The 23284-nt window shown below is 61.2% G+C and carries 16 protein-coding genes and 5 pseudogenes; 4 read left to right on the top strand and 17 right to left on the bottom strand.

What is annotated here, in order from left to right:
• Positions 1-854 precede the first annotated feature (854 nt).
• Together ACTOWL_RS27040 and ACTOWL_RS27035 are read right to left on the bottom strand one after the other, a co-directional pair.
• Positions 855-1454 (bottom strand): class I SAM-dependent methyltransferase, encoded by a 600-nt coding sequence (locus ACTOWL_RS27040; protein WP_441324386.1) that lies wholly within the window; start codon positions 1452-1454, stop codon positions 855-857.
• A gap of 40 nt (positions 1455-1494) precedes the next feature.
• Positions 1495-1986 carry a MarR family winged helix-turn-helix transcriptional regulator gene (locus ACTOWL_RS27035; RefSeq protein WP_441324385.1) on the bottom strand — a complete coding sequence of 164 codons (492 nt, stop codon included), beginning with the start codon at positions 1984-1986 and terminating at the stop codon, positions 1495-1497.
• A gap of 107 nt (positions 1987-2093) precedes the next feature.
• On the opposite strand from ACTOWL_RS27035, the gene ACTOWL_RS27030 reads away from it, so the two are divergent.
• Positions 2094-2969 (top strand): SDR family NAD(P)-dependent oxidoreductase, encoded by an 876-nt coding sequence (locus ACTOWL_RS27030; RefSeq protein ID WP_441324384.1) that lies wholly within the window; start codon positions 2094-2096, stop codon positions 2967-2969.
• A gap of 439 nt (positions 2970-3408) precedes the next feature.
• Positions 3409-4837: pseudogene (locus ACTOWL_RS27025) on the top strand (IS701 family transposase).
• A gap of 86 nt (positions 4838-4923) precedes the next feature.
• Here the strand turns inward: ACTOWL_RS27025 and ACTOWL_RS27020 are convergent.
• The 9 genes and pseudogenes from ACTOWL_RS27020 to ACTOWL_RS26980 form a co-directional block, all read right to left on the bottom strand.
• The gene (locus ACTOWL_RS27020) at positions 4924-6570 is read right to left on the bottom strand and encodes a choline dehydrogenase (protein ID WP_441324383.1); all 1647 of its coding nucleotides are present in this window, start codon (positions 6568-6570) and stop codon (positions 4924-4926) included.
• 397 nt (positions 6571-6967) lie between these two features.
• Positions 6968-8899 carry a calcium-binding protein gene (locus ACTOWL_RS27015; protein WP_441324382.1) on the bottom strand — a complete coding sequence of 644 codons (1932 nt, stop codon included), beginning with the start codon at positions 8897-8899 and terminating at the stop codon, positions 6968-6970.
• A 119-nt stretch (positions 8900-9018) separates the two neighbouring features.
• Positions 9019-9393: pseudogene (locus ACTOWL_RS27010) on the bottom strand (TrbI/VirB10 family protein); the annotation flags it as partial.
• Positions 9394-9548: 155 nt separating this feature from the next.
• Positions 9549-10235: a methyltransferase gene (locus ACTOWL_RS27005; RefSeq protein ID WP_441324381.1), complete on the bottom strand. Its 687-nt coding sequence runs from the start codon at positions 10233-10235 to the stop codon at positions 9549-9551.
• A 251-nt stretch (positions 10236-10486) separates the two neighbouring features.
• Positions 10487-11008 carry a hypothetical protein gene (locus ACTOWL_RS27000; protein ID WP_441324380.1) on the bottom strand — a complete coding sequence of 174 codons (522 nt, stop codon included), beginning with the start codon at positions 11006-11008 and terminating at the stop codon, positions 10487-10489.
• A gap of 345 nt (positions 11009-11353) precedes the next feature.
• Entirely contained in the window at positions 11354-12526 is a 1173-nt protein-coding gene (locus tag ACTOWL_RS26995; RefSeq protein WP_441324379.1) for an acyl-CoA dehydrogenase family protein, read from the bottom strand.
• A gap of 358 nt (positions 12527-12884) precedes the next feature.
• Positions 12885-13067: a hypothetical protein gene (locus ACTOWL_RS26990; protein ID WP_441324378.1), complete on the bottom strand. Its 183-nt coding sequence runs from the start codon at positions 13065-13067 to the stop codon at positions 12885-12887.
• A gap of 422 nt (positions 13068-13489) precedes the next feature.
• Positions 13490-14023 (bottom strand): hypothetical protein, encoded by a 534-nt coding sequence (locus ACTOWL_RS26985; RefSeq protein WP_441324377.1) that lies wholly within the window; start codon positions 14021-14023, stop codon positions 13490-13492.
• A 589-nt stretch (positions 14024-14612) separates the two neighbouring features.
• Positions 14613-15359, bottom strand: a complete 747-nt coding sequence (locus ACTOWL_RS26980; RefSeq protein WP_441324376.1) for a hypothetical protein — start codon at positions 15357-15359, stop codon at positions 14613-14615.
• Between the two features lie 944 nt (positions 15360-16303).
• Here ACTOWL_RS26980 and ACTOWL_RS26975 point away from each other — a divergent pair.
• Positions 16304-17467 carry a 2OG-Fe(II) oxygenase gene (locus ACTOWL_RS26975; RefSeq protein WP_441324375.1) on the top strand — a complete coding sequence of 388 codons (1164 nt, stop codon included), beginning with the start codon at positions 16304-16306 and terminating at the stop codon, positions 17465-17467.
• Positions 17468-17483: 16 nt separating this feature from the next.
• Here ACTOWL_RS26975 and ACTOWL_RS26970 read toward each other — a convergent pair.
• The 4 genes and pseudogenes from ACTOWL_RS26970 to ACTOWL_RS26955 form a co-directional block, all read right to left on the bottom strand.
• A pseudogene (locus ACTOWL_RS26970) lies at positions 17484-17921 on the bottom strand (transposase); the annotation flags it as partial.
• 257 nt (positions 17922-18178) lie between these two features.
• Positions 18179-19453, bottom strand: a complete 1275-nt coding sequence (locus ACTOWL_RS26965) for a glycoside hydrolase family 18 protein (RefSeq protein WP_441324374.1) — start codon at positions 19451-19453, stop codon at positions 18179-18181.
• 764 nt (positions 19454-20217) lie between these two features.
• Entirely contained in the window at positions 20218-20433 is a 216-nt protein-coding gene (locus ACTOWL_RS26960; protein WP_441324373.1) for a DUF1127 domain-containing protein, read from the bottom strand.
• A 481-nt stretch (positions 20434-20914) separates the two neighbouring features.
• Positions 20915-21199 (bottom strand): amino acid permease C-terminal domain-containing protein, encoded by a 285-nt coding sequence (locus ACTOWL_RS26955; protein ID WP_441324372.1) that lies wholly within the window; start codon positions 21197-21199, stop codon positions 20915-20917.
• 76 nt (positions 21200-21275) lie between these two features.
• On the opposite strand from ACTOWL_RS26955, the pseudogene ACTOWL_RS26950 reads away from it, so the two are divergent.
• A pseudogene (locus ACTOWL_RS26950) lies at positions 21276-21647 on the top strand (IS630 family transposase); the annotation flags it as partial.
• A gap of 254 nt (positions 21648-21901) precedes the next feature.
• On the opposite strand, the gene ACTOWL_RS26945 reads toward ACTOWL_RS26950, so the two are convergent.
• Both ACTOWL_RS26945 and ACTOWL_RS26940 read right to left on the bottom strand, forming a co-directional pair.
• A complete protein-coding gene (locus tag ACTOWL_RS26945) occupies positions 21902-22330 on the bottom strand; it encodes a hypothetical protein (protein WP_441324371.1) in 429 nt (142 codons plus the stop codon).
• Between the two features lie 844 nt (positions 22331-23174).
• Positions 23175-23284 (bottom strand): annotated as a pseudogene (locus ACTOWL_RS26940) (IS5/IS1182 family transposase); the annotation flags it as partial.

Here is a 23284-nt window from a genome sequence, read left to right as displayed (position 1 = left end):
GGTTGCTGGCACATTGGGCGATTCAGCCGTCGGGCCGCGTGTTGCGGCCGAGGCGCGTTGGCCTGTCAGGGCGCGACACGCCCCCGCGCTGCGGATCGCCGCGACCCTGCATCGGGGCCAATGCCCTGTTGCCGGCAAGAGTTCCGCTCCCGCCGGCCCGACCTTCGTCGACCCATCCCCGATCTGGGGAGTTCGGCGGCGGCGATTAGGTGTCCGAACCGGCATGAGCCTATGAGGGGCGCTCATGAATTCACGCGGGAGGCTTCGGCCGGTGGGCAGGACGCCCAGGTCGTCGTCCAGGGCCGCGACGGCCGGATCAAGGAGGAGCGGAGCTATGATCCGCGTTGCCATCCGGGGTAGACCGGGCAGGCCGACCTGACGCCGAAAACGACAAAGCCCCGCACGAGGCGAGGCTTTGTCGTTGAAATCGCTTGGCGTGCCATGGTGGATGAAGATGAGAACTACGTCTTCGCCATAGCCCTATGATCGCGCCCGCTGGCGACGGGGATCACCGCCGGCGATTCTCATCGGTGCGAAACACTGCTATTCCGCGCTGCCGGTGGTTGCTCTCCAAACCATGCTCGCGCTTTCAGCGGGCCGCTCTCGCAGGTTTAAATCGGGGACACGCAACACCCGATCCCGGCGAAATGGAGACCAAAATGCGAAAGGCGCCCCTTCCGGAGCGCCTTCGCTTGTATCGCAAGAATCGTTGGTTGCGGGGGCTCGCAACACCCGATTCTTGCGATTGGTCGAAAGATCCGTTCCAGAACTGGCGACCGAGCTGTTCTGCTGCCGGGCGCAAGCATGAGAGCGGCTACTATGGGGCAACGGTGAGCGAATTTTGGGAGTGCGCTTCAGTTTCCGGTACTTCGCTTTCTTACCACAATGCGCCTGATCAGCTTGCCAGATGACACGCTGCCAACTTGCTCGTCCAGCAACACCTCCGTTGCCGTCAGGGCATTTAGAACTCGTCCCGGATCGAAGGCCGCATAGAGACGTCCGTGCTCGTCCCGCCTGTCGGCGCCTTCGGTCACCCGCCAGCTCAGATAGAGGATGCCGCCGGGCACAAGGATAGCCAGAAGCCGCTCGACCGCTGGCCTGACCGCTTCAGGCTCGAGGTGCATGATGACGGTCTCGCAGAGGACGTTCGTAAAGCGGCCTTCCGCAATGCCGTCGAGGCCCGGAAGGATGGCCGTGCTGAAATGGACTTGCGGATGCCGCCTTCGTGCTTCGGCCAAAAGTCCTTTCGACGCATCAAAACCTTCCGTCGGATAACCGTTGGCATTGAGCCAGCCGGCGTCACGCCCACTGCCGCAACCGACATCTGCCGTTGGACCGGGGACAAAGAATTGCCGGACCACGGCATGCAAGTCGATAGGGGGCGGCTGTGATTCCCAATCATCAGCAAAGTCTTTTGCATCCCGGTCATACGCGCTGAGCGTTGCGTCATCCATATCGCCAATTCCTTCCTTGCCGGGCTATTGGTTCATGGGATCAGGACGGCTCGACGTCCTTGTTTACCGGCATGTCGAGCAGCCTTCGCAGCAGATCTGTACACAGTTCCAGATCTTCCTCGCTCCAGGATGCGAGCCGCTGCTGGAACGCGGCGCCCTTGGTCTGCATCGCGGCCTGCAGCCGCTGACGACCGTCGGCGGTCAACGACAGGACGATACTCCGCCGATCCAAGGGATCGGTTGACGTCGCGATCAGCCCTAAGCGCACAAGCTCGCGGATGAGGCGGCTCGTCGCGCTGCGGTCCATGCCGACGGCCTGGGCCACGGCGCTGGGTTTGGCCGGGCCGAAGGCATTTAGCCAAAGGGCGATATGGAAAGCGGCCGGCTGTAGTTCCGTATGAAACGTGGCCGCAGCCTCCGCCGTCAAGGCCCGGGACTGGCTCACCAGCGCGTTCAACGCAGCGCCGAGCGCGCGGATGCACTGTGCTCGCCGTCCATCATTCTGTGGAATTTCGCTGGTGTTCAAAGCCATCATCCCATCGCCTGACGCTCCGCCTCTCCGACTCAATGCCGCATTAGTTGATAAAAATCCACTATCCATATAATGGATATATATATCCATTATTGGAAGGAGCAGCCATGTCGTCGACAGTTCCGACAATCGTCATAACCGGAGCAACCAGCGGCATTGGCCGATACGCTGCGATCGCGCTCGCCCGGCAGGGAGCACATCTGGTGCTCACCGCGCGCAGCCAAGCCAGGGCCGATGCAACGGTGGCCATGATCGAGGCTGCCTCGCCGGGCACACGAGTTGACGTACACTATGGTGACTTTACCGATCTGGCGTCCGTCGCGGCCCTCGGATGCGAGATCGTCGCGCACCATCCGCGGATCGACGTGCTGATCAACAACGCTGGACTTCATGCCTTTAAACCACGCGTCACTGGGGACAGCTATTCCGAGATGGTTGCGGTCAATTACCTGGCGCCGTGGCTACTGACGAACATTCTGCGGGAGACCGTGATCAGCTCGGCGCCGTCGCGCATCATCACGGTTGCATCGGAAGCCTCGCGGCAAGGTGCCGGATTTGATCCGCTCGCCGCGCTCACCGACAAACGCCCGTTCTCCGCGCGAGGCTCCTCGGCGATCTACGGTCGGACCAAATTGATGAATATCATGTTCTCGATGGAACTGGCGCGCGGGCTGGTGGGGACCGGCGTGGCGGTCAACTGCCTCTGTCCCGGATTCAACGTGACGGGGCTCGGGCGCGAACTGTGGTTCGCAACGCCGCTCGAGAAGCTGCTGACCTGGTTCAAGATTGGCAACCCAGAGCGCGGCGCGGGCATCATCGTCCGCCTGGCCAGCGATCCCAACTTCGCCGGCGTGACGGGCGGCTATTTTTCCGTCAATGATACGCGGCCGCTCATCCCCGTAGCGCCGGGCGCAGACCCGCAAGCACAAAAGGCGCTGTGGCAGGCGACGGCGGAACGCGTTGCAGCGTTCATGCCCGCCTAGACCAGTGACAATATCAATGCGCCGACCATTGTGATCGCCGAGAAGGGTTCGGATCTCGTTCGCAACGGCGAGCCCGGATAGACCGCAAGAGGTCAAGTTCGTTGACCGCTTCAATGACGTGATTTGCGCCTACGCTGGTTTGATCGCGCGACCGGGACGCAGGTGCGCCATCGTGGAAGGCTCTAGCCTTGAACGCGAAAAGCCGCCCTTTGGGGGCGGCTTGGACATGTTTTGATTTGGTTGCGGGGACACGCAACCAACGATTCTTGCGGCTCGTTGAGAGCCGCACGTCTCGAATGGCGGCCTAGCCTCCGGCCCCTGGGCATAGAAAGCATACCTAATCTTACTGAGTCAGAAAGTCACAGGATATGGTTGATAGAGGATGTGAGAGTACCAGGGGCTGTAGATTATGAGGAGGTGTGCAGCGAGTTGAAGGGTAATGGAGATGCCGGCGAGCAAGGGGAGTGAAGCGCGGTTTGCGGGCTATATCGCGGCGTTGTCGGGAGAGATCGGTCACGCGGATCGTGTGGGGCCGCTGCGGGACTACTGCCTGGGGCTCTTGATGCCGGCGGAGCGCAAGAGTGTGGAGCCGCTGGCGGCGGTGACGGCGCCGGCGCGGGTGCCGGCGCAGCACCAGTCGCTGCTGCATTTCGTGGGTCAGGCACCGTGGTCGGACGAGAGGCTTCTGGCCAAGGTCCGCGACTTGGTCTTGCCCTCGATCGAGCGGCACGGGCCGATCGAGGCCTGGATCATCGACGACACGGGGTTTCCCAAGAAGGGTCGGCATTCGGTCGGGGTGACACGCCAGTACTGCGGCCAACTCGGCAAGCAGGACAATTGCCAAGTCGCGGTGACAGTGTCGCTGGCCAACCACAGCGCCAGCCTGCCTGTGGCCTGGCGGCTCTATCTGCCGGAGGACTGGGCGGCCGACCCGGTCCGGCGCGACAAGGCTGGGGTGCCGCGGAACCTTGCGTTTGCGACCAAGCCCGCGATCGCGCTGGCGCAGATCCGGGCGGCCTGCGAGGCGGATCTTCCGCGCGGCGTGGTGCTGATGGACGCAGGCTACGGCGCCGACACGAGCCTGCGCACCGAGATCACGGCGCTTGGCCTTCGCTACGCCGCAGGCATCCTGCCGAACACCACGGTCTGGCCCAGGGTCAGGGGCCGTTGCCGCCGAAGCCGTGGACCGGACGGGGCCGCCCGACCAGCCGGGTGCGGCGTGACGCCGAGCATCAGCCGGTCCAGGTCAAGGCCCTGGCGCTCAGCCTGCCGGCCGCGGCCTGGGAGACCATCACCTGGCGCGAAGGCTCGGCCGACTGGCTCACGTCACGCTATGCCAGGGTGCGGGTGCGCGCCGCCCATCGCGACGAGCGCCTCAAGGCGCCGCGCCCGGAGGAATGGCTGCTGGTCGAATGGCCCGAAGACGAGGTGGAGCCGACCAAGTATTGGCTCTCGACCCTGCCCCAAGACATCCCCTTCGCCGACCTGGTCGATCTCACCGAGCTGCGCTGGCGGATCGAGCGGGGCTATCGCAGGAACTCGGGCTCGGACATTACGAAGGGCGAGGTTGGTGCGGCTTCCATCATCACGCCACGCTTTGCATCGCCGCCTACGGCTTCCTGATCTCCGAGCGAGAGACGATTCCCCCCTCAGGACCAGGTCCCGCCCCGAAACTCCCGCCGCTTGCCGTTCCCGATGGTTACCGACCCAGAGGCGCCGCCGATCCGACCCGAACGGCACATCCCCAACTCGATCGCGACCTTGCGCCGACGCCTCACCGTCGCCCTCGTCAGAACCCTCCACCGATGTCCTTGCTGCAACGCTCCAGGCTGGACCAGGAACATTCCTCCACTCTTGTGACGCAGTAGTAGAGTCTGTCGCCCCGTAGTGTTGGAAACATGAATTCTCCAGAGGTCGCGTGGGCGGTTCGCGACAAATCTCATGTTTGCTCGATTTAATCTTGATCGAAGAAGAAGCGTGGCCGCTGCGGATGCAATGGCGCCACGTTGCGAACGGCATCCGCAGCTTTCTCAGCGATCATCATGACTGTCGCATTCAGATTGGCGCTGATCACATTCGGCATGACCGAGGCGTCTACAACGCGCAGACTCTCTATTCCACGGACCTTGAGAGTCTCGTCAACGACGGCCATCTTGTCACAGCCCATCCGGCACGTGCAACTTGGGTGAAACTCCGTTGCGGCGTTCCGCCGGACATACTCCAACATCTGGATTTCCGTCTTCACATCCGGCCCGGGCTTAAGCTCCACCCCTCGGTATTCGTTGAACGCTGGCTGATTGACGATGTGACGCGTCAGCTTGAGGCCTTCAACCAGCTCCTTGCGATCGTGTTCATTGGCAAGGAAGTTGAAGAATATCCGAGGTGGAGTTCGTGAATTCCCATCCACCGGCTCCAGATGTCCTCTGGAATCCTGACGAAGCTGGCTTACATTGATTTGGAAACCTTGCTTGAGTTTGATTTCCGACCCGATGTGGTCAATACAAACAGGGCAGAAGTGGTATTGGATATTGGGGGCGACCAATCCCGATTCGGTCCGAACGACACCTCCGGCTTCCCAAATGTTGGACGATACCGGCCCACCCTGTGTAAGCAACCACTGAGCTCCCACCGCAGCCTTCACCAGGGGATTGGCGAGATGGTTGATCGACACGGGCTTGGTGCAGTGCCATTGCATCATGAAGTCGATATGGTCCTGCAGATTCTGACCCATTCCCGGAAGCTCGTGCTTCACCGAAATATTCGCTCGCTTGAGTACGTCTGCAGGCCCGATCCCCGATACCATCAGGAGGTGAGGCGAGTTGATAGCGCCTCCCGAGAGTATGACTTCTTGGCAAGCCTGGATTGTCGTTGGGCCACCGTCCGTTTGGAAGACCACGCCAACGGCACGGTTCCCCTCTAGAATCAGCCTTTCGACATGGGAGCCGGTCATGATGTGGAGATTGGCCCTGTGCGCAACGGGGTGCAGATATGCGACCGCGGCTGAGCAACGGCGGCCGTTCCACTTCGTACTGTCGTAACGTGCCAGCCCTTCAGGTCGAAATCCATTGAGGTCGTCCGAACTGCCAACTCCTGCCTCAGCGCCGGCCGCGACGAATGCGTCATAGAGAACATTCGGCGTCTTGCCGATGCTTACCCCAAGCGGGCCAGATCCGCCGCGCCAGGCGTTCTCGCCGCGCTCGCTCCGCTCGGACTTCCGGAAGTACGGCAGACAGTGAGCGTAATCCCAGCTCGGCAGACCGTGTTCCAACGCCCAGCGGTCGTAGTCGGTCGGATGCCCTCTGAGATAGACCATAGAATTGATGGATGAACTGCCTCCGAGCACTCGGCCCTGAGGAACCGGGATTGCGCGGTTCGCCATCTCCCGTTCGACTTCGCTCTGATAATTCCAATTGAGCTTGGGATCACTCCAGACACGATAGACCGCCGCCGGCATATGGATCATCAGGCTCTTATCGGCCGGACCTGCTTCGAGGACCAAGACGGAGGACTTGCCGTCCTCGGACGGGCGGTTGGCCAGGACGCATCCTGCAGACCCTGCGCCGACAATGATGTAGTCGTAGTCCAAGCCCTTGCCGGCCATCGCCCCATCGTCTCCATTCATCAAAGTCGATGTGCCGCTGATATCACTTATCGCCCAAAAATCACCAAAAAAATATTTGACTATAGTAATTCATAAATGCATATGCATTTCCTTTATACCTTAATGACCAAACGATATACCTGATCCACTCTATATCTATGCTTTCCGACAGCCAAGCCCGCCGCCAGGCCCGTCAGATCTGAAGGGCACAGGGGCAGCCGAGAGGCCGGGGACGAGCGGGGCTCGACTTCCGACGAGGAGCCGCTCTGGCCGACGCTGGATCTGTCTGGATCTCGACATCGGAGACTGCGTGATCGCGTGGGCCTCAACGACGTCGGCAGGTAGCACCGCACGCTGACAAGGTCCGGGGCCGGCGGCGGCCGGCCCCACTCTCGGCTCAGAGCACGAAGTCATCCGCCGTAAGCTCGAATGTGCCGGCGAGCACGATCTCGAAATCGGCCTGGCCGTTGCCATCGGCGTCGAGCTGGATCACGGTGTCGCCACCCCGGTGCTCGTAGCGCAGTTCCCCTGCGGTGTTGCTGAACTCCCCCCTGTCGATGAAGCTGAGCTCATCGTTCTGGCCGTTGCCGGGATCAAGCGCGAACGAGTGCAGGTCGATCTTGTCCCCCTCCTCCTGGCTGAAGTCCACGATCCGGTCGCCGCTTCCGGCCGCGCTGTCGCTCACCAGCTCATAGGTGAAGCAGTCCGCCCCGGCGCCACCGGAGAGCACGTCCTGACCCGCTCCGCCCGTGAGCGCGTCATCGCCACCGCCGCCCGCCAGCTGGTCTGCCCCCTCGTCGCCCCACAGCATGTTCGCCGCCCCGTCACCGGTGAGCCGGTCCGCATAGGCCGAGCCGTACACCGTCTCGATCCCCTCCAGCGCATCGCCCTCGGCCCAGCCGCCGGAGCACCGGCCGCTCCCGAGATCGACCGTCACCCCGGCGCCGCTCAAGCTGTAGTCGACCCGGTCCACGCCCTCCCCGCCCTCGAACCGGTTCGCCGCGCTGCCGGCGATGAAGACGTCGTCGTACTTCGAGCCGATCACATTCTCGATCCCGATCAGCACATCGCCCTCGGCCCAGCCGCCGTAGCCGAGGTTGTACCGCCCCAGATCCACCTGCACCCCGCCGGTGCTATGGGCATAGGACACCGTATCCGCGCCCTCCCCGCCCTCGAACCGGGTCACCGCGCTGCTGGCGATGAAGACGTCATCATAGGTCGAGCCGATCACGCACTCGATCCCGATCAGCACATCGAAATCGGCCCAGCCGCCGGAGCACTGCCCTCCCAGGAGATCAACCGTCACGCCCGAGCTGCTCAAGCTGTAGTCAACCTGATCCCAGCCTTCCCCACCGTCGAACCGGTTCGCCGCACTGCTGGCGAAGAAGATGTCGTCATACTTCGAGCCGACCACATTCTCGATCCCGATCAGCACATCGCCCTCGGCCCAGCCGCCGGAGCACTGCCCTCCCAGGAGATCAACCGTCACGCCGGCGTTGCTGCCCGCATAGGACACCGTGTCCACATCCGACCCGCCATCGAGCAGGTCGGCCCCCGCGCCGCCGATGAGCACGTCGTCGCCATTGCCGCCCTCCAACCGATCGGCTCCGTCGCCGCCATCCAACTCGTCCTGGCCATTGTCGCCGAAGAGCTGGTCATCGCCGTTGCCGCCATAGAGCTTGTCGTTGCCCGTGCCACCCTCACCGTGATCGTTCCCGTCGAGGCCCTCGATCACATCATCGCCGCCATCGCCATAGAGTTCATTGTCGCCGTAACTGCCGTGCAGCTCATCACTGCCGTCGCCGCCGGAGAGGAGATCGGCGTCATCACTGACAGCGCCGCCGTCATAGTCGGCGTAGAGCACGTCGTCGCCATCGCCGCCATACAGCTCATCTCTGCCTTCGCCACCCAACAGCCTGTCGTCGTCAGCTTCGCCAAACAACACGTCATGGCCACTGCCTCCATTCAAACGATCGTTGCCAGTGCCGCCATACAATGTGTCGTCACCAACGCCACCGTCCAGTTTGTCCTCGCCGCCATTGCCCCAGATGGCGTCATCGCCGAAGCGCCCCAAGATATCATCATTCTCGTCAGTGCCATGCTGCTCCCCAAGGCCGCGCATCTTTTCGTCGGGATCGATGCGATTATTGGAGGAACTGCCATCGGATGCAGCCTTGCAGCGGGTGCCGACGACATGACCCGGGCGAGCGCAGCCGCCAAAGCCGGCGGAAGGATCGAGGGGATTGGGGAGGCCGCTCTGGCGCTCACCGTCGGCACCGCCATAGAGCAGGTCCGCCAGATCGGCGGTCAGGATCTTCGTCTCACGCATGGGTCTCTCCAACACAGGTGGCGCCGGAGCACGAGCCGTGCGGACGCCCGAGGTCAAGTCAGGTCCGCGCTCGGATGGCCACGGAGCGGACGATCATGTAGGCGACGATCCGGAGAATTTCAATAAAACCACAAATAACAAAACCCAATATTCCAAAGAAACTTCAATTCATTCCGGAGATTCATTGAAAACAACCGGAAATATAGCCATGTCGACCACCAGCCATAGCCTCCCGATATGCGAATGGAGGGATCGCCCTCCTCCTCGCCGAAGGTGAACTCGGTGCCGACGCCGAGGAGCGTCGAGAGTACCATGCCATTGACCAACTCCCAGCCGTGTACATCGGTCTCGCCCTCAAGCCCGGTATAGCCCGCCGTGCCGGTCGTGGGGGAACTCAAGGACGATCGAACGGCCGTTCGGCATAACGTGCGCTGCCAGATGAGCAGCACCTGACACTGGCCATAGGCGACCGCACTGTCGTAGTGGCCGATGAGGCGGGTTCCCTGCCGCCCCTATGGCCGAGACTGGAGACGAACTCCCGTCGGCAGCCCGTTGATCTCGCATTCGATGGCGAAGCTGAATCGATCGGTACCGCCACGCTCTCCCCGAGTCTGGATGCGGGGCATTCCGCATCAATTCACCCCGGATCCTATGACGGACGCAGCTCAAGGAGTTGGAATTCGACGGAGATTCCCGCTGACTGACCTGCGAACCGATTGAGCACCGAGACCTGTAGCCCGGCCTGGCGGGCCAGTTCTTGGAGGCGTCCTTGATTGCCCAGGCTGCTGAAGCCGAGAAGAAGCCTGCCATTCGGTGTGAGCCATTTTCCTCCCTCGCGCAGATATCTGCCGTGAGCTGCGTAGCCGGGGTCGCAAATCGCACGCTCGACGTCGCGGCGGTACTCAAACGTCTCCGGCGCTTCGACAAAGTTGGAATTCCAGAAGATCATGTCGAAGCGCTCGCTTTCGTGAAGCGCTTCAAACAAATCGCTGTGCAGCACGCGGACCCGGTCACTGACTCCGTGCCGGACAACATTCGCCACGGTGTTGGCGACTGCGGACAACCCAATGTCGAGCGCCGTCACCGAGGCGCAGCCGCGTTGCGCCGCGACGACCGCGATAACTCCCGCGCCTGAACCGACCTCAAGGAAGCGTCCCCCTATCGGGTAAGGCAGCCACTCGGCGAACAGCGCCGTCGAGGCGGTATGCGGCGGAGCAAACACCTCCGGCAGGAGATACCATTGCCGCCCGAGAAGCTTGAACTCTGCAGAGAGACCATCGCCGCCACCATGTTTAGCGATGAGTTTAGTTCCGATGTCGCCAAAGATTGTGTACATCTCGCCGTCTCCTCGTCCTGGGGTTTGCTGATGTGTTTGTCCTGATGGGCAGCAGTACCATCCTGATCTCGATTGCCTGGAAGCAGTCGTTAGGCCTCTCGCCTCGGCGTCGACACGGCCGGACCTGCTCTGCGCGGGGCGTGGATCCCGTCGACGACGCCCTGGGGCGCCCACTGTAGTTTCCGGCACGAGAGTGCGGTCAATCTTATCCACGAATTTCACCGATACCCAGAACAGCTCACCATCATCTTTTATTTTAATTCGACAGACCATGGCATGAAGTGCTTACTGTTCTCCCAATGAACGAAGATCGGATTTGCGATCATGTTTTCGCTTGTCTCGAATACTCCAAACTGCTGGGGAACTCGGCCATCGATCGGCACAACGGCACTCTGCTCGAAATGCTTCTTGGAGCTGTCAAATGTCAGAACATGATAGGCAGTTGCATTGCTCCAATCAGTCGACGGCAAAGACGCGTAGTGGATCGTGTATCTCTCGTCATCGAAACGACCGTCGATGACGAAAACTCCGTAATACTCTTCACCAGACGATATGATTTTGTAAATCCCGTTATCATAGTACATCAATATCGCGTCCGAAAACGGCTGCTTTTCGAACATTTTTTTGTATCGATGCAATTGCACATATGTTGGCTTGCCAAAATGCACAACCAAACGATCAGTCGACGGATCGGCGATCCTGTCTGCAGCATCAGCTCCGACGCTCAACGCAAGCACAAGTACGACCAGAGAGGTTTTGATCCGATTTCTCACGCTGTTGGCTCCGAGGACTCAGACAGAGCTGCCGCCCCTGCAGATGCCGAATGGGAAAAAGACTCTCCGATCAGCAGCGCGGGTGAATATCAAAGATATGTCGATAAAATAAAAGTGTCGATATAAAATTCTTTAATTACGCAAATACTTGAAATTTATTCCATATTTTTATTGAACGCCGAGTCAATTCTCACAGATAGGAAGCACGAAAGACCTCACCTCATCGCTCGGGCGGGGTCACGGCGAATGACTGACGATCCTTCCGACATCTCTTGGCGCTCGAAACAGAGGTATTGCGAACAGCCGCCGCTCGAACATCAACGAGATCGTCACCGGGCCTGGCTCCTAGTCGAGGTCGAGCAAAGCGTCGGCGACGACGGATCGAAGTAGATCGCCGCGATCGCCGAGTGCGGGCAGAACCGTGACATCGCGGCACCAACGCTCGACATCGCTGTCCGGAACGAGGCCCGGCGCACCATGAAGCTCTCGGACCATGCGCAAGACATCCTGCACATTGTCGAGCAGGACAAAGCGGGCGAGCGCAGCGGAGCGACCATCTCCCTCTGCTTTGTCGATCTCGATGGTCGCGCGATAGACCATGCGCCTTGTGACCTCGTTGCAAATGGCGATATTGGCAATCGCAGATCGCGTCGCGGGGAGCAAGCCGAGTGCTCGACCGAGTTCGCTGCCGTCACGAACATGCCTCATGGCATGCCCTGCCGCAGCCCGCATGAGACCGAGCCACGGAGCAAGCAGCAAGGCGCGCTCCCAGCGCTGGATCAGTCGCAGGACATCGATGCCGCCGCCCTCGGACCCGAGCAAGGCCGAGTTCTGGAGCATGCAGTGGTCGAAGGAGATGGTGCCGAAGCGAGCCGTGCGCATGCCGGCCGTGACAATGGCCGGTTCCCTGCGAACGCCTGGAGCATCGCACTCGACAACAAAGGCGGAGAGCCCTTCGATACCTGCGTCCGGCTGGGTGGCGGCCAGAACCAGCACATGCTGGGCGATAGGGCCATTGATGACCCAGGTCTTTTCGCCATCGAGGCACCATCCTCTCCCTCGTCGCGCCGCTCGTGTGCGGATCCGGGTGGGAGCGGTGCCGGATGTGGGTTCGGGGCCGGCGAACGCACCGATCCGCGTCCCGTCGCACATGCCGGGAAGATAGCGCCGGCGGAGCAGGCGATGTCCGAAACGGGCGATGGGCACGCCGCACAAAACAGTGTGCGCCGCCCAGGCGAGCGCGAGGCCGGCGTCTCCGGCACCGTACCCGAAGCCCTCCATGGCGAGGCCGGTATCAAAGGCAGTTGTCGCCTGGCCGCCATCATCTCGTGGCAGCGGCAGCCCAAGAAGACCTGCCTTGCCCATGCTGCGAAAGAGATCGTCATCCCAGGCATGGACTCGATCCCGGTCCACCACCGTTGGCAAGATCTTCCGATGCCCAAACACGCAGGCGGACGTGTAGGCGGTTTGGCGGGTGATGTCGTCGAGCGGTCCCCCTCCATCCCTGATGGCGGTCATCCCACTCCCCTTCCCGCAATGATGTCGTCGCCACCCCCCGACCTCAGCCGCGGTGCAACATCCCGCCCAAGCTCTCTCGCAAAGATGGTCGGCGAGATCACCAGGAGAAGCGCCAACACCATGAGCGCGATTATTTTCTCCAATCGTGCCATCGCCTCAATCCGGATTGATGGCTGACATGATGAGATTCGTCGCCGCAGCAGCTGCTTGGCAGCGGGGCTACACCAGGACGGCAGGTGTTGGGACACCTTCTGCTGCAATCTCTCCTCGAGAAGGCATATGCCGAGCGTCTCGCACCGGGTCAGCCTTGGACGATGAGATCGTCCGTTGCCAATTGGACCGTGCGCCGATCAGAGCATCAAGATCGCCCTCGGCGCGACCGGCGCCCCTTTACCCGCATGGCGCCCGTCGCCACCGTCTCATAGCGCAACTCGACGGAAACGCCGGCAAGGGCCGCGGCGCCGATGCAGTTGAAAACCCTGTCAATGGCGACATTCCCGGTAACGACGCCGATCATCGACAGGTGGATCAGATCATGCACCTCCAACCTCGAACCACGATGCCGTCCTTATCGCCGGGTATGCTGTCGCCCACTGCACTTGGAGGAGGCGGCCTCTGCCAGCGGCGCCAAGGAGTCCGATATGCTCTCGCGCCGAAGAGCCGGTCCCGCAGAGGTCGTTCGCCATACCCGTGTCGGCGGCGCATCACGTCTTGCTCGCGTGAATTCGGAAAAGCACCTCCTCAGCCCGATAGGTCCGATGCAACCTTGGCCTCGGTCTACTCGTCCTCCCCGGCGGAGATCAGAACCTTGCTTGCTTCCGGGCCGTCGGACGGCGGCTGCGCCAGCAGCAGATGCGATGCGTTGTGGATCGAGGTGGACGATTTGCACGTCTTCCGCCCGCCGGTCCTCGCAAGGGAGAGGCGATGCAGGTCGAGTGGCGGTGGCCGAGGTGGAGAACATGCTCATTCCTGCTTATTCGCCCTGCGGGGCTTCAGGAACCCCACGGGTGGGCTCAGGCTGGCGGTTCTGCGTGGCAAGGCCGCCTTTCCGGCAGCCGCCGTCTCCTGTCGGCTTTCTGCACGAGCGTCTTCGAGCAGCCTCAACCCGTCCTCAATCTCACGACGTCCGCTGGCTTCCTGCCGGGGCTGGCAAAGGATACGGGAGGCGGCGATCTGCAGGGCGCCGCAGATGATCGCCTGCATTCCATGGAACTCGATCCGATCGGCGCTCTTCTTTCGTCGCATTGCCTGCTCGTCTTGCTCGATGCTGAGCATACGCTTGACTTCGCTCACAAATAGAGGCCGCCTCACCACATCCTGATACGTCTCCGTGGCCTCGACAAAGGCTAGTGCCTGTAATCCGATCTCCCGAGGCTCTCCCGCGCCCCGAATGACACGGAGCAAGTTGGCAGTCAACTCTTGAAGCGCCAATTCGACATTCTGCCCGGCATGACGACGGGCGAGGTCTGTATCCGAGTTCTGGCTGACAATCCGCATCGCCGCTCCGGTCCAGCGCACATCTCGGCGCTCACTTGCAGATCGAACTTATATGCGACTTCCGGCATCGTCTTCAAGACTCTCTATTTTTCGGAAGATAGAGAGTTATATGAATTCGAACAATGAACAACAGTTATACATTATATTGTCTTTGTTATTCATGTAACTTCTCTTCGGCCTGACCGAACTCGATTCGTCTCGATCTCATTCCGGCATCGATGGCGGATCTCGACCTGGTACAAACCATCCGACATCTCGATAAGCGCGCGACCGCCTTCTCCTCGACATCGGCCTGATTCGCGGCGACATCAAACGCGCCGTCCGCCACGGTCGCCGACCCGGATCGGATGCGACGGCGACAGCCCATCCGGGATCCCAGTGATTGGGACTGCCGCGACCGGACGCGTGGCCGCATGCCGCAGGATGCCCCTGTCGAGATGCCGATTGCGCCGATCAGCTCGATCTCGGCTGCGGACGCTCGGCAAAAAAAATCCATCGGTCGCCGAACCATCGTGCCAGCGTCCATACTCCGTTTGGCTATCGAATGTCTCGCGCAACCGCGTTGGCGTCATCCCTGAACGAGCCGCATTCAGCCGATTCCACTCTCACGCTGCATGGCCTCCTCCACTACCAATTCAGCCTTCTCAATGCCTTCGAGCAACAACGTGACCACGTCAGAGTCGTGCACTCCCAGTGCGGTGGCCCGCACAATCAACTGCCGGACACGACGGTCAAATCCAGTGACAACTGTCGGATCGACCGGCAATGTAGTTTGTCGAAGCGGGTCCGGCCGGATCTGCGGCGATCGCAGCGGCCTTGCCTGGCAGACGTCCACCACCCCCCAGCATCGGCAACATTTCTCCGGATACTGGTCGTGGGAGGCACGAATGGGCCGGGCAGGACTTTGGCATGAAAGGTCGTCGTCGAGGCAGATGGGATCGCTTGGTCCGACCGAGAAACTGGGAGCGACAGCCTGCACCGGGCGGGATTCCGGTCGACGAGTATCCGATTTGCGCTTGAGGGCTCCCAGCCGAAGCAGCGGCCATGCGGTCTCCAAGCGGGCCAGAACCTCCAGCACTGACAGGGTGAGCGCGAGATTTTCGGAGGCGGAGATGCTGTGCCTCGATCGGTAGGCGCGGGCGATCGTTTGAGCATGGGCAAGCAGAGCGTCTTGCCGCGGACCGATACGATCAACAACCACCTCGCAAGGACCGGTATCGCCGCCCTGGGTGATAAGACCGAGGTCGTCAACCAATCTCGCGTCATCGCCCGCTGCATCGCCTCTGTTGGGCGACATGAAGTGCACTTGAGGCAGACAAGAGGTAGGCGAGGACATCACCATGTCTCTCCGTTATCCAACGATAGCACTTTTGCATCAATATAATATTATGCAATGCGAATATTATCACCTTCCCAATTGGGTTACAGATACATCAGCGATCACACTGATAGAAGCCGAGATTGGTATGGATCTTCCGTTTCGTCAGTACTGGATGCCGACGCCACCGGTGGGTCTCGGGCTGGCCGAAATCAAAGAAATACGGATCGCTATCCAATCGACTTCAATCGCCACGCAAGAATGGCTCCGCCTCAGATCGGTGCGGGGTGTGATACGGCTCGCCGATCGAAGGGCCCCGCCATGGATCGGGGAGAGTATCGCAAGGAGCTTGTACCCGCAGAGTTGTTGATCGGCGGCGTGGAGTTTGTGGAAGGCTGCGTCGTCACCAGCGTGCTCGCGGGCGGAGTTGTCCCATTGTCCGGATCGCCGCCGACCTTCGCGGCGGGTGCATAGCCGGTATCGACGTTCGCTGGCGGGACATTCCATCCTGCAGCCGCACAGTCCGGATCAGTTCGACGCCCACCAGTTTCGACACACCTCAACCGCTAAACGGGATCTCGTGGATCCTGCGCCAGGCGAGGTCTATTGGGGAGGGCCGGCTAGGTATCGACGCCTTGGATCCGTACTTCGGCTCGCACAACTCCCATCACCTCGGCAGCCGAGAAAAACCGCAGTTCGATCGCTTCGCCAATGATCCACGCCCCTCTATAAACAAAACAATCGGATCCATAAGCCAAACAAATAATTTTTGCATTTGATCTCTATCGAAAATTGTACTACATCCCTCTTTTGATGCACCTGAATCTCGGAATCTCGAATCTGATCTTTGTGCTTTGCAGTCGGATCGAGCTCCTCTGCCTGGCGAAACAATGTCGACAGCTAGGCTCTGGTGCGCTGTGGTTGATTTATAATTGCCAGATGCAGTTCTTGAAGGAGACCTCATGCCCCGTCTGCTGGAGCCCGGCGACCCCGCTCCGCTCTTCGTGGTCCCGACGCCGCAGCGGCCGGATTTCCGCTTCGATACGGTGGCCGGGCGCTACGTCGTCCTCAGCTTCTTCGGCTCGGCCGGAGACGCGCAGTCGGCGCGGCTGTTGTCGGCGATCGCGGCCGAGGTCGGACCGTTCAACGACGGCCACGCCGCCTTCTTCGGCGTCAGCCAGGACAAGAACGACGCCCAGCCGGGACGGCTGCCGACCCGCGTCCCCGGGCTGCGCCACTTCTACGATTTCGACAGCAAGATCAGCACCTCCTACGGCGCCGACCAGCGCAAGGTCAGCTACGTGCTGTCGCCCGGCCTGCGCGTGCTCGCCCGCTTCCCGATCGAGGACGGGGCGGAGCATGCGAAGATGCTGGCCGAGTTCGTCAGCCGGCTGCCGCCCCTGACCCGGCTGGGCACGACCACGCCGGGCGCGCCGGTGCTGGTGGTGCCCTATCTGTTCGAGCCGCATTTCTGCCGCGCCCTGATCGACTACTACAAGGAGGTCGGCGGCAAAGAGAGCGGCTTCATGCAGTCGCTGCCGGACGGCCGCACCGCCGCCGCGGTCGACCATGCGCACAAGAGGCGCAAGGACGCGACCATCGAGGACGACGAACTGCGCCAGGGCATGAAGGCCCGGATCGAGCAGCGCCTGGTGCCAGAGATCAAGAAGGTCTTCCAGTTCAACGCCACCCGGATCGAGCGCTACATCGTCGCCTGCTACGATTCCGGCGAGGGCGGCTATTTCCGCGCCCATCGCGACAACACCACCAAGGGCACGGCGCATCGCCGTTTCGCCGTCACCATCAACCTGAACGCCGACGAGTTCGAGGGCGGCGAGCTGCGCTTCCCGGAATACGACCGCCACAGCTACAAGGCGCCGACCGGCGGTGCGGTGGTGTTCTCCTGCTCGCTGCTGCACGAGGCGCTGCCGGTGACCAAGGGCACGCGCTACTGCACCCTGCCCTTCCTGTATGACGAGGAGGGCGCCAAGATCCGCGAGCAGAACCTGTCCTATTTCGCCGACGACGATCTGCGCAGCCAGCTCGAGCGCAACCTCCTGGAAAAGGGGGCAAAGCGAGGCGCCAAGCCTGTTTTGAGCAAGAGCACCAATGAAGGAACCGGCTAATATCAATCTGCGGAAATCATGACCGATGAGCCCATTGGCGGAGCCCGATGGACATGATCTTCCAGGGCTGAGCCATAAGGGAGTTCCAGGCGAAGGAGCTGTGATCGAGGATGTCGGTGTAGGATTTGAAGATCCGGTCGGACAACCAGTTGTCCCGGAGGAACTGCCAGACGTTCTCGGCGGCGTTGAGCTCGGGCGAGCGGGCCGGGATCGGCAGCAGGGTGATGTTGGCCGGCACGGCCAGCTTGTCGGTCATGTGCCAGCCGGCCTGATCGAGCAGGACGACAGCGTGGGCGCCGGGAGCCACGGCCTGAGCGATCTCAGCCAAGTGCAGTTGCATCGCGCCGGTGGTGCAGCGGGGCAGGACCAGGCCGGCGCCCTTGCCCTCCTTTGTACAGAAGGCGTCGAAGATGTAGGCTGATCGGGTGCGCTGATCCTGCGGCGCTGTGGGGCGGATCGCTCATCCTTGCCCGCCCCGCTTCGCCGCGGCGCTCGCCGCCTCGGCCGAAGGCCCAGGGCAGGTTGCCAGGGCGGCCTCATAGCCCCGGTTGAAACCGTCGAGCCGGCCGGACACCCAGAGCGCGGCCCAGTTCGGCGTCAATCCAGCCTCGGCGAAGTGCCGTCCGCATCTTGCTGATGGTCATGTCTTTCCTCCTTGCGGTGCCCTCAACGTCTCATCGCTGCCTGCCTTGGCTTGGGCTTACCGCGCCGCTACCTGAGCCCATCCCCGATCGCGCGGAGCAGCTCGCCATGGTAATCGCCGCTGAACTCCCAGAAGAACGCGCCACCCAGGCCTTGTGCCTTCACGTACTGCATCTTTTCGCTGACCAGCGCCGGGTCATCGTAGCTCCAGAACGTGACACCGTCGTATTTCCAGTGTGCGCGCGCCTGCGCGTCGATGTAGCTGCCGGCGACACGACCACGCAGGACCTTGTAGTCCTCTATACCGCTCTCCCAGGTGCCGGGCGCAGGACCGCCAACTTGGTACAGGCCGCGGTTAGTGTTGTGCACGCCGGTCCAGCCGCGGCCGTAGAAACCGATTCCGAGGTTCAGCTTGGACGCCGGCACGCCGCGCTCGAGGATGGCTTGCACCGCGTCGCGGCTGTTGTACCGGCGCTGGTCGCCGACGGAGGGATCGCCGGGCGAACCGAACAACGGCGAATGGTGGTTGGTCTGTCTCTCCCAGGCACCGTGGAAGTCGTAGGTCATGAGATTGATGTAATCCAGGTACGGCGCGTACTGTCCCGGATCGGTGACGCGGATCTTGTCGATGCCGGCGCCCACTGCCGCGGTCAGCAGCAGTCCCGGCCGGACCGCGTCGAGCTGGCGGCGGAACTCGGCAAGCAGGGCGGTGAAGTTCTCGCGGTCCTCCGATGTGCCGCAACTCAAACCGCACGCCGCTGGGTATTCCCAGTCGATGTCGATGCCATCAAACACGGTGAGCGCCGCGCCGGCGCCGCCGGCGTAGTCGGTGACCGGCAGGTTGCCGCGAATGTAGGCGTCGATGCACGAGGCAACGAACGCCTTGCGGTTCTCAGGGCGAGCCGCTTGGGAGAAGCCGCGCGACCAAGTCCAGCCGCCCAGCGAGATCAGCACCTTCAGATCTGGATGCCTGGCCTTAAGCTTCTTCAACTGGTTCCAGTTGCCGCGCAGCGGCTGGTCCCAGTGATCGGCGAGACCGTCCACGCTTTCCTTGGCCGAGAACGCCTTGGTGTAGTCGGCGTACGCGTCGCCGCCTTCACCGGTATCCGGGTTCGCGTATTGGGTGACCCCGACCTCGCAACGGTTGTTGCGCACGTTGCCGAAGGCGTAGTTGATGTGAGTCAGATGGCCGGCTGCGCCATCGGCCTCGATGTCCTTGACCTGAAAGTTGCGGCCGTAGATGCCCCATTGGGTGAAGTAGCCGATTACCCGCCGGGCCTGTGCCGGCGTGGCCAGGGCCAGAACGCATAGTCCTGCCAAAACGCAAGTATATCTGGCGTGCATGATCGAACCTCCTGCGGATGCTGACCTTCGCTTCTGGGATTGCACAGGAGCGATTAGAGCGGCCTGATCGTCGAATGTGCTCCTGGAGGAGAAGATGTCGGAGAGGATGAGCCATCGGCGGGTTACGGCAGAATACAAGGCCGCGGCGGTGAGAGGCTTTTGGGGAGCGGCTGCCCGCTTCGTGATGTGGCGGCCGAACTCGAGCTGGTTCGAGGCGGTGTTCGGCCAGCTCTATGCCGAGAGGTGTCGCTCCGGGCTCCCCTCAAGGAAATCGCGAAATTTCGGATTGGTTTTCTAAGGAGCGCGCCCGGGCATTATCATCGATCAGCTCGCTTGAGAAGTAATTTCGGGTCGAAACCAGCCCAGCACTCAACTCGGGCAGAGGCTTTGTGACCCTCTGAAAAGAATGGGGCCGTTCCGCAGCCTCGGATCGGCCCCACTCCCAAGTCAACCCGCGCAGCATGCAGGCTGACAGACCACCGGCAATCTTCATAGGGGGAATGCAAACTGCACGGTGGCGGCTCGCGACCTCTATCAGCTCAGCCAACCTTCGATGCCATACTTCGCCATCTCGGAAGGCCACTGGCGACTATCGCCCACGGCTCTATCCGGCCATGCGCCAGGAGCCGATGATGGAACCAAAATTCCCGCACTCAGGCCGAACACCTCAAAGTTGATCATCAGCCCAAATCCCGAGGACCGCCTAGTACTCGCCATGCCAGGCTTATCAGCACGAAGATGAATGGACCGATTTCAGGCCGTCCTCACCTCCCGAAGGAACTGTGCTTCGCGCTTTCGACATCACAGCGGCTTAGGCCGATGTCGGCCAGCATGCGGTCATCGAAGGCATCGAGCTGGCGCAGTTGCCGCCTGCGCTCCAGCCGCTCCTGGACATGATCCATCAGATAGCTCACCAACCCACCCAGCGACGCCAGGGACGGGGCCTTGACAGCCGCGGTATCGAACGGATTTGACGCCATTCCAATCTCCATAAGGTTAAGCAGACAGGCATGAAGCAACGCCCGGTTGACTGAAATATGGAGGCACAATCGGAGTGTTTCAAGAATTATTTCAATGAAAAATGATTATACATACCGATAATTTCAGTTATATTACTCTGAATTCAAAATAATTGAGATCCCGATTCTGTATAACTATATTCATCTATCAGAATTATACCATGACACCTCGCCCCATCATCTCCCACCTCGTCAAGTTGTTACTTCAGGACACCCCTCCTGGGATGGACGAACATGCACCTCGGGATGCCGGGCCGGATCCAGCGTCCCAGCCCGTGCGTTGCTGAATGACGCACGCTGGCTCCTGTTCCCGCTTGGAGCGGGGCCCGGTACGGGAATTCCTTGGCCGCCGTCAGTCTCTCATGCCAGCGTCGGCCGCCGCCGTGGGGCCAAGATGTTTCGTTGCCCAGGGACGCTCCGAGCGAGAACGAGGCCGGCCGCATCATCCGTTTCCTTCACCAGCCAGAACAGTCTCGGCTTCTGCGCCTGAGGATGACGGCGGATCGGCTGGCAGTTCCTCCCGTCTCGCCAACCGCGAGCGTCTGACGCCGTGGGAGAAGTGGATGACGGCGGCGATCCCGAGCCAGACCGCGAAGAGCAGAATGGTGTCGATCGGCAGAGACAGCATCAGATAGAGGCACATTGCCAAGCTGAGCACGGGCAGAACCGGATAGAACGGGACCTTGAAGCCCAGCGGCAGCTCTGGCTGCGTCTGGCGCAGAACCATGACGCCGATCGAGACGACCGAGAACGCCACCAACGTCCCCACGCTGGTCAGATTGGCCAGAAGATCGAGGAGGGCGATGGCCGCACAGCCGGCGACAGCAGAGCCACGCGTCTGGCGCTGGCAGGAGCGCTTTGCCGAGGCGGGCGCCGACGGGCTGCTACGGGACAAGACCCGGCCTCCGGGCATCCCGCCGCTCGATGCGATTGTGGTGGAGCGGGTCGTCGCCTTGACGCTGACCGATCCTCCCGCCGACGTCCTGTCGGTCGACGAGAAGAGCCGGATCCAGGCGCTCGACCGCACCCAGCCTGGCCTGCCCCTGAAGAAGGGCCGGGCCGGCACCATGACGCACGACTACAAGAGGCACGGCACCACCGCGCTGTTCGCCGCGCTCAACGTGCTGGACGGCACGGTGATCGGGCGTCGTAGACACGGATGCCTTCGAAGACACCCGCCCCGTGGGGCATTACACGGCCTTTCACCGGCATCAAGATCGGCTCATCGGTAAAATGGCCATTGATCCACGAGATCGTATCGGCGTGCATGGCGTGCATTCCATCTGAGATAAGGGACGCCCCTCCTGCAAGCGGGAGGGGCGTCATATCTCGCGAGACGATGAATTCACCCGCTGAAAACGGCCCCGATCAGAGAGAGACTTGGCGTCCGCACCAGCCGTCCTCACACCGGGAATCCCCACGATCGAGGTCAGAGCATGAAGTCGCCGATCGCGATCGAACCGAAATCGGTTTCCTCCGGCACCGCCGAGGCGAAAGCGATCTCGATGTCGATCGCCGGTGCCGCCACCGAAGCGAAGCCGAACTCCGACGCCACATAGTCGTCCCAGCCGAACTCTGCTGCCGAAGCCGGGGCGACGGGGATGGGCTCCGCCACTGCCGCCGGGGCCTGGATGCTCATCGCGTACTCCGGCAGACCCATGATCGGCTCCGCCACTGCCGCCGGGGCCTGGATGCTCATCGCGTACTCCGGCAGACCCATGATCGGCTCCGCCACTGCCGCCGGGGCCTGGACGCTCATCGCGTACTCCGGCAGACCCATGATCGGCTCCGCCACTGCCGCCGGGGCTGGCGCTGCCACAGGGGCGAGGCCGAACTCCGACGCCGGCGCCTGGATCACCGGGATCTCGGCCTCCGGAATCGTGACGACAGGATCACACAACGCCGGAGCCGGTGCTGCGGCCGGCGCCGGAATGCTATTGTAGGTCACTACGAAACTCCTTCTTACTAGAACTGAACATCAGCTCTTGCATCTAAATGAGCAACATCAATATCAATGTCAACGCGCATATGGGTAGTATCAAGAAAAATTTTGATTTATTACTCCGATCATCAACTCTTATAACCAAGATCTATCCGACCTCATTATGACTTTATTTTACAAAATAAGAGAGATCGGCCTATATCAAGAGGCCGAGCTCACCAGGCTGTCGGTATCTGCATGAAACCTGACGTACTCCGTATAGGATCTTCCTGTCTACGCTGACCGCCATACCCGTCAGTGACGAACTTGCGTCTCGCCCTCTTCCTTGGACCGCACGACGAACCCCGGAGCCTCATTTTCGTTCTGGCGCCCGACCCAGGTGCAGAAGCCCCTGGACTGGCCCGGGAGCCAGGTCCAGATGCAAGCAAGGCGTACGGACACGATTCCGAAATCACGCTCGGACATCATCTTTCTCCTAATGGTAGAATAAGCCATACCCACCAGTCGGTATGCTGAGGCCAGAGGCTGTTGCGCCCCATCATCCCTGCGAGTAAGCCGAATTTGAGATCCATAGATGGTATATTCAAGAATACAGAATATTAACTCTTCTCCATATAAAGCTATTTCTTATGAGACCTTTAATCATTACTGATTTTCATTTAAACTACCTTATCTTTTGAACGAGATAATCACCGATCCATTCCCACGACGACTGGAAAGGGCCTGAGAAAGAGCGCGATCTGAGAGTCTGTTTTGAAAATCAGGGATGAGTGTTTCGTCGGATGAGAATTCCGCCCATGGCGACGAGGATCATCGCGTGCGAGACGTCGATGCGCTTTTCGTAGTCGCGGACGAGGCGGCGCCATCTGG

Source organism: Inquilinus sp. CA228, assembly GCF_052078665.1.
Lineage (GTDB): Bacteria > Pseudomonadota > Alphaproteobacteria > DSM-16000 > Inquilinaceae > Inquilinus.
This window is presented reverse-complemented; position numbering and strand designations above follow the sequence as displayed.

Coding starts and splice junctions, on each gene's coding strand:
- ACTOWL_RS26995 (WP_441324379.1), bottom strand. CDS start 12,526: ATGACCGCCATCAGGGATGGAGGGGGACCGCTCGACGACATCACCCGC.
- ACTOWL_RS27015 (WP_441324382.1), bottom strand. CDS start 8,899: ATGCGTGAGACGAAGATCCTGACCGCCGATCTGGCGGACCTGCTCTAT.
- ACTOWL_RS27030 (WP_441324384.1), top strand. CDS start 2,094: ATGTCGTCGACAGTTCCGACAATCGTCATAACCGGAGCAACCAGCGGC.
- ACTOWL_RS26955 (WP_441324372.1), bottom strand. CDS start 21,199: ATGGTTCTGCGCCAGACGCAGCCAGAGCTGCCGCTGGGCTTCAAGGTC.
- ACTOWL_RS26965 (WP_441324374.1), bottom strand. CDS start 19,453: ATGCACGCCAGATATACTTGCGTTTTGGCAGGACTATGCGTTCTGGCC.
- ACTOWL_RS26960 (WP_441324373.1), bottom strand. CDS start 20,433: ATGGCGTCAAATCCGTTCGATACCGCGGCTGTCAAGGCCCCGTCCCTG.
- ACTOWL_RS27020 (WP_441324383.1), bottom strand. CDS start 6,570: ATGGCCGGCAAGGGCTTGGACTACGACTACATCATTGTCGGCGCAGGG.
- ACTOWL_RS26980 (WP_441324376.1), bottom strand. CDS start 15,359: ATGTCCTCGCCTACCTCTTGTCTGCCTCAAGTGCACTTCATGTCGCCC.
- ACTOWL_RS26975 (WP_441324375.1), top strand. CDS start 16,304: ATGCCCCGTCTGCTGGAGCCCGGCGACCCCGCTCCGCTCTTCGTGGTC.
- ACTOWL_RS27040 (WP_441324386.1), bottom strand. CDS start 1,454: ATGGATGACGCAACGCTCAGCGCGTATGACCGGGATGCAAAAGACTTT.
- ACTOWL_RS26985 (WP_441324377.1), bottom strand. CDS start 14,023: ATGCGGATTGTCAGCCAGAACTCGGATACAGACCTCGCCCGTCGTCAT.
- ACTOWL_RS27035 (WP_441324385.1), bottom strand. CDS start 1,986: ATGGCTTTGAACACCAGCGAAATTCCACAGAATGATGGACGGCGAGCA.
- ACTOWL_RS27005 (WP_441324381.1), bottom strand. CDS start 10,235: ATGTACACAATCTTTGGCGACATCGGAACTAAACTCATCGCTAAACAT.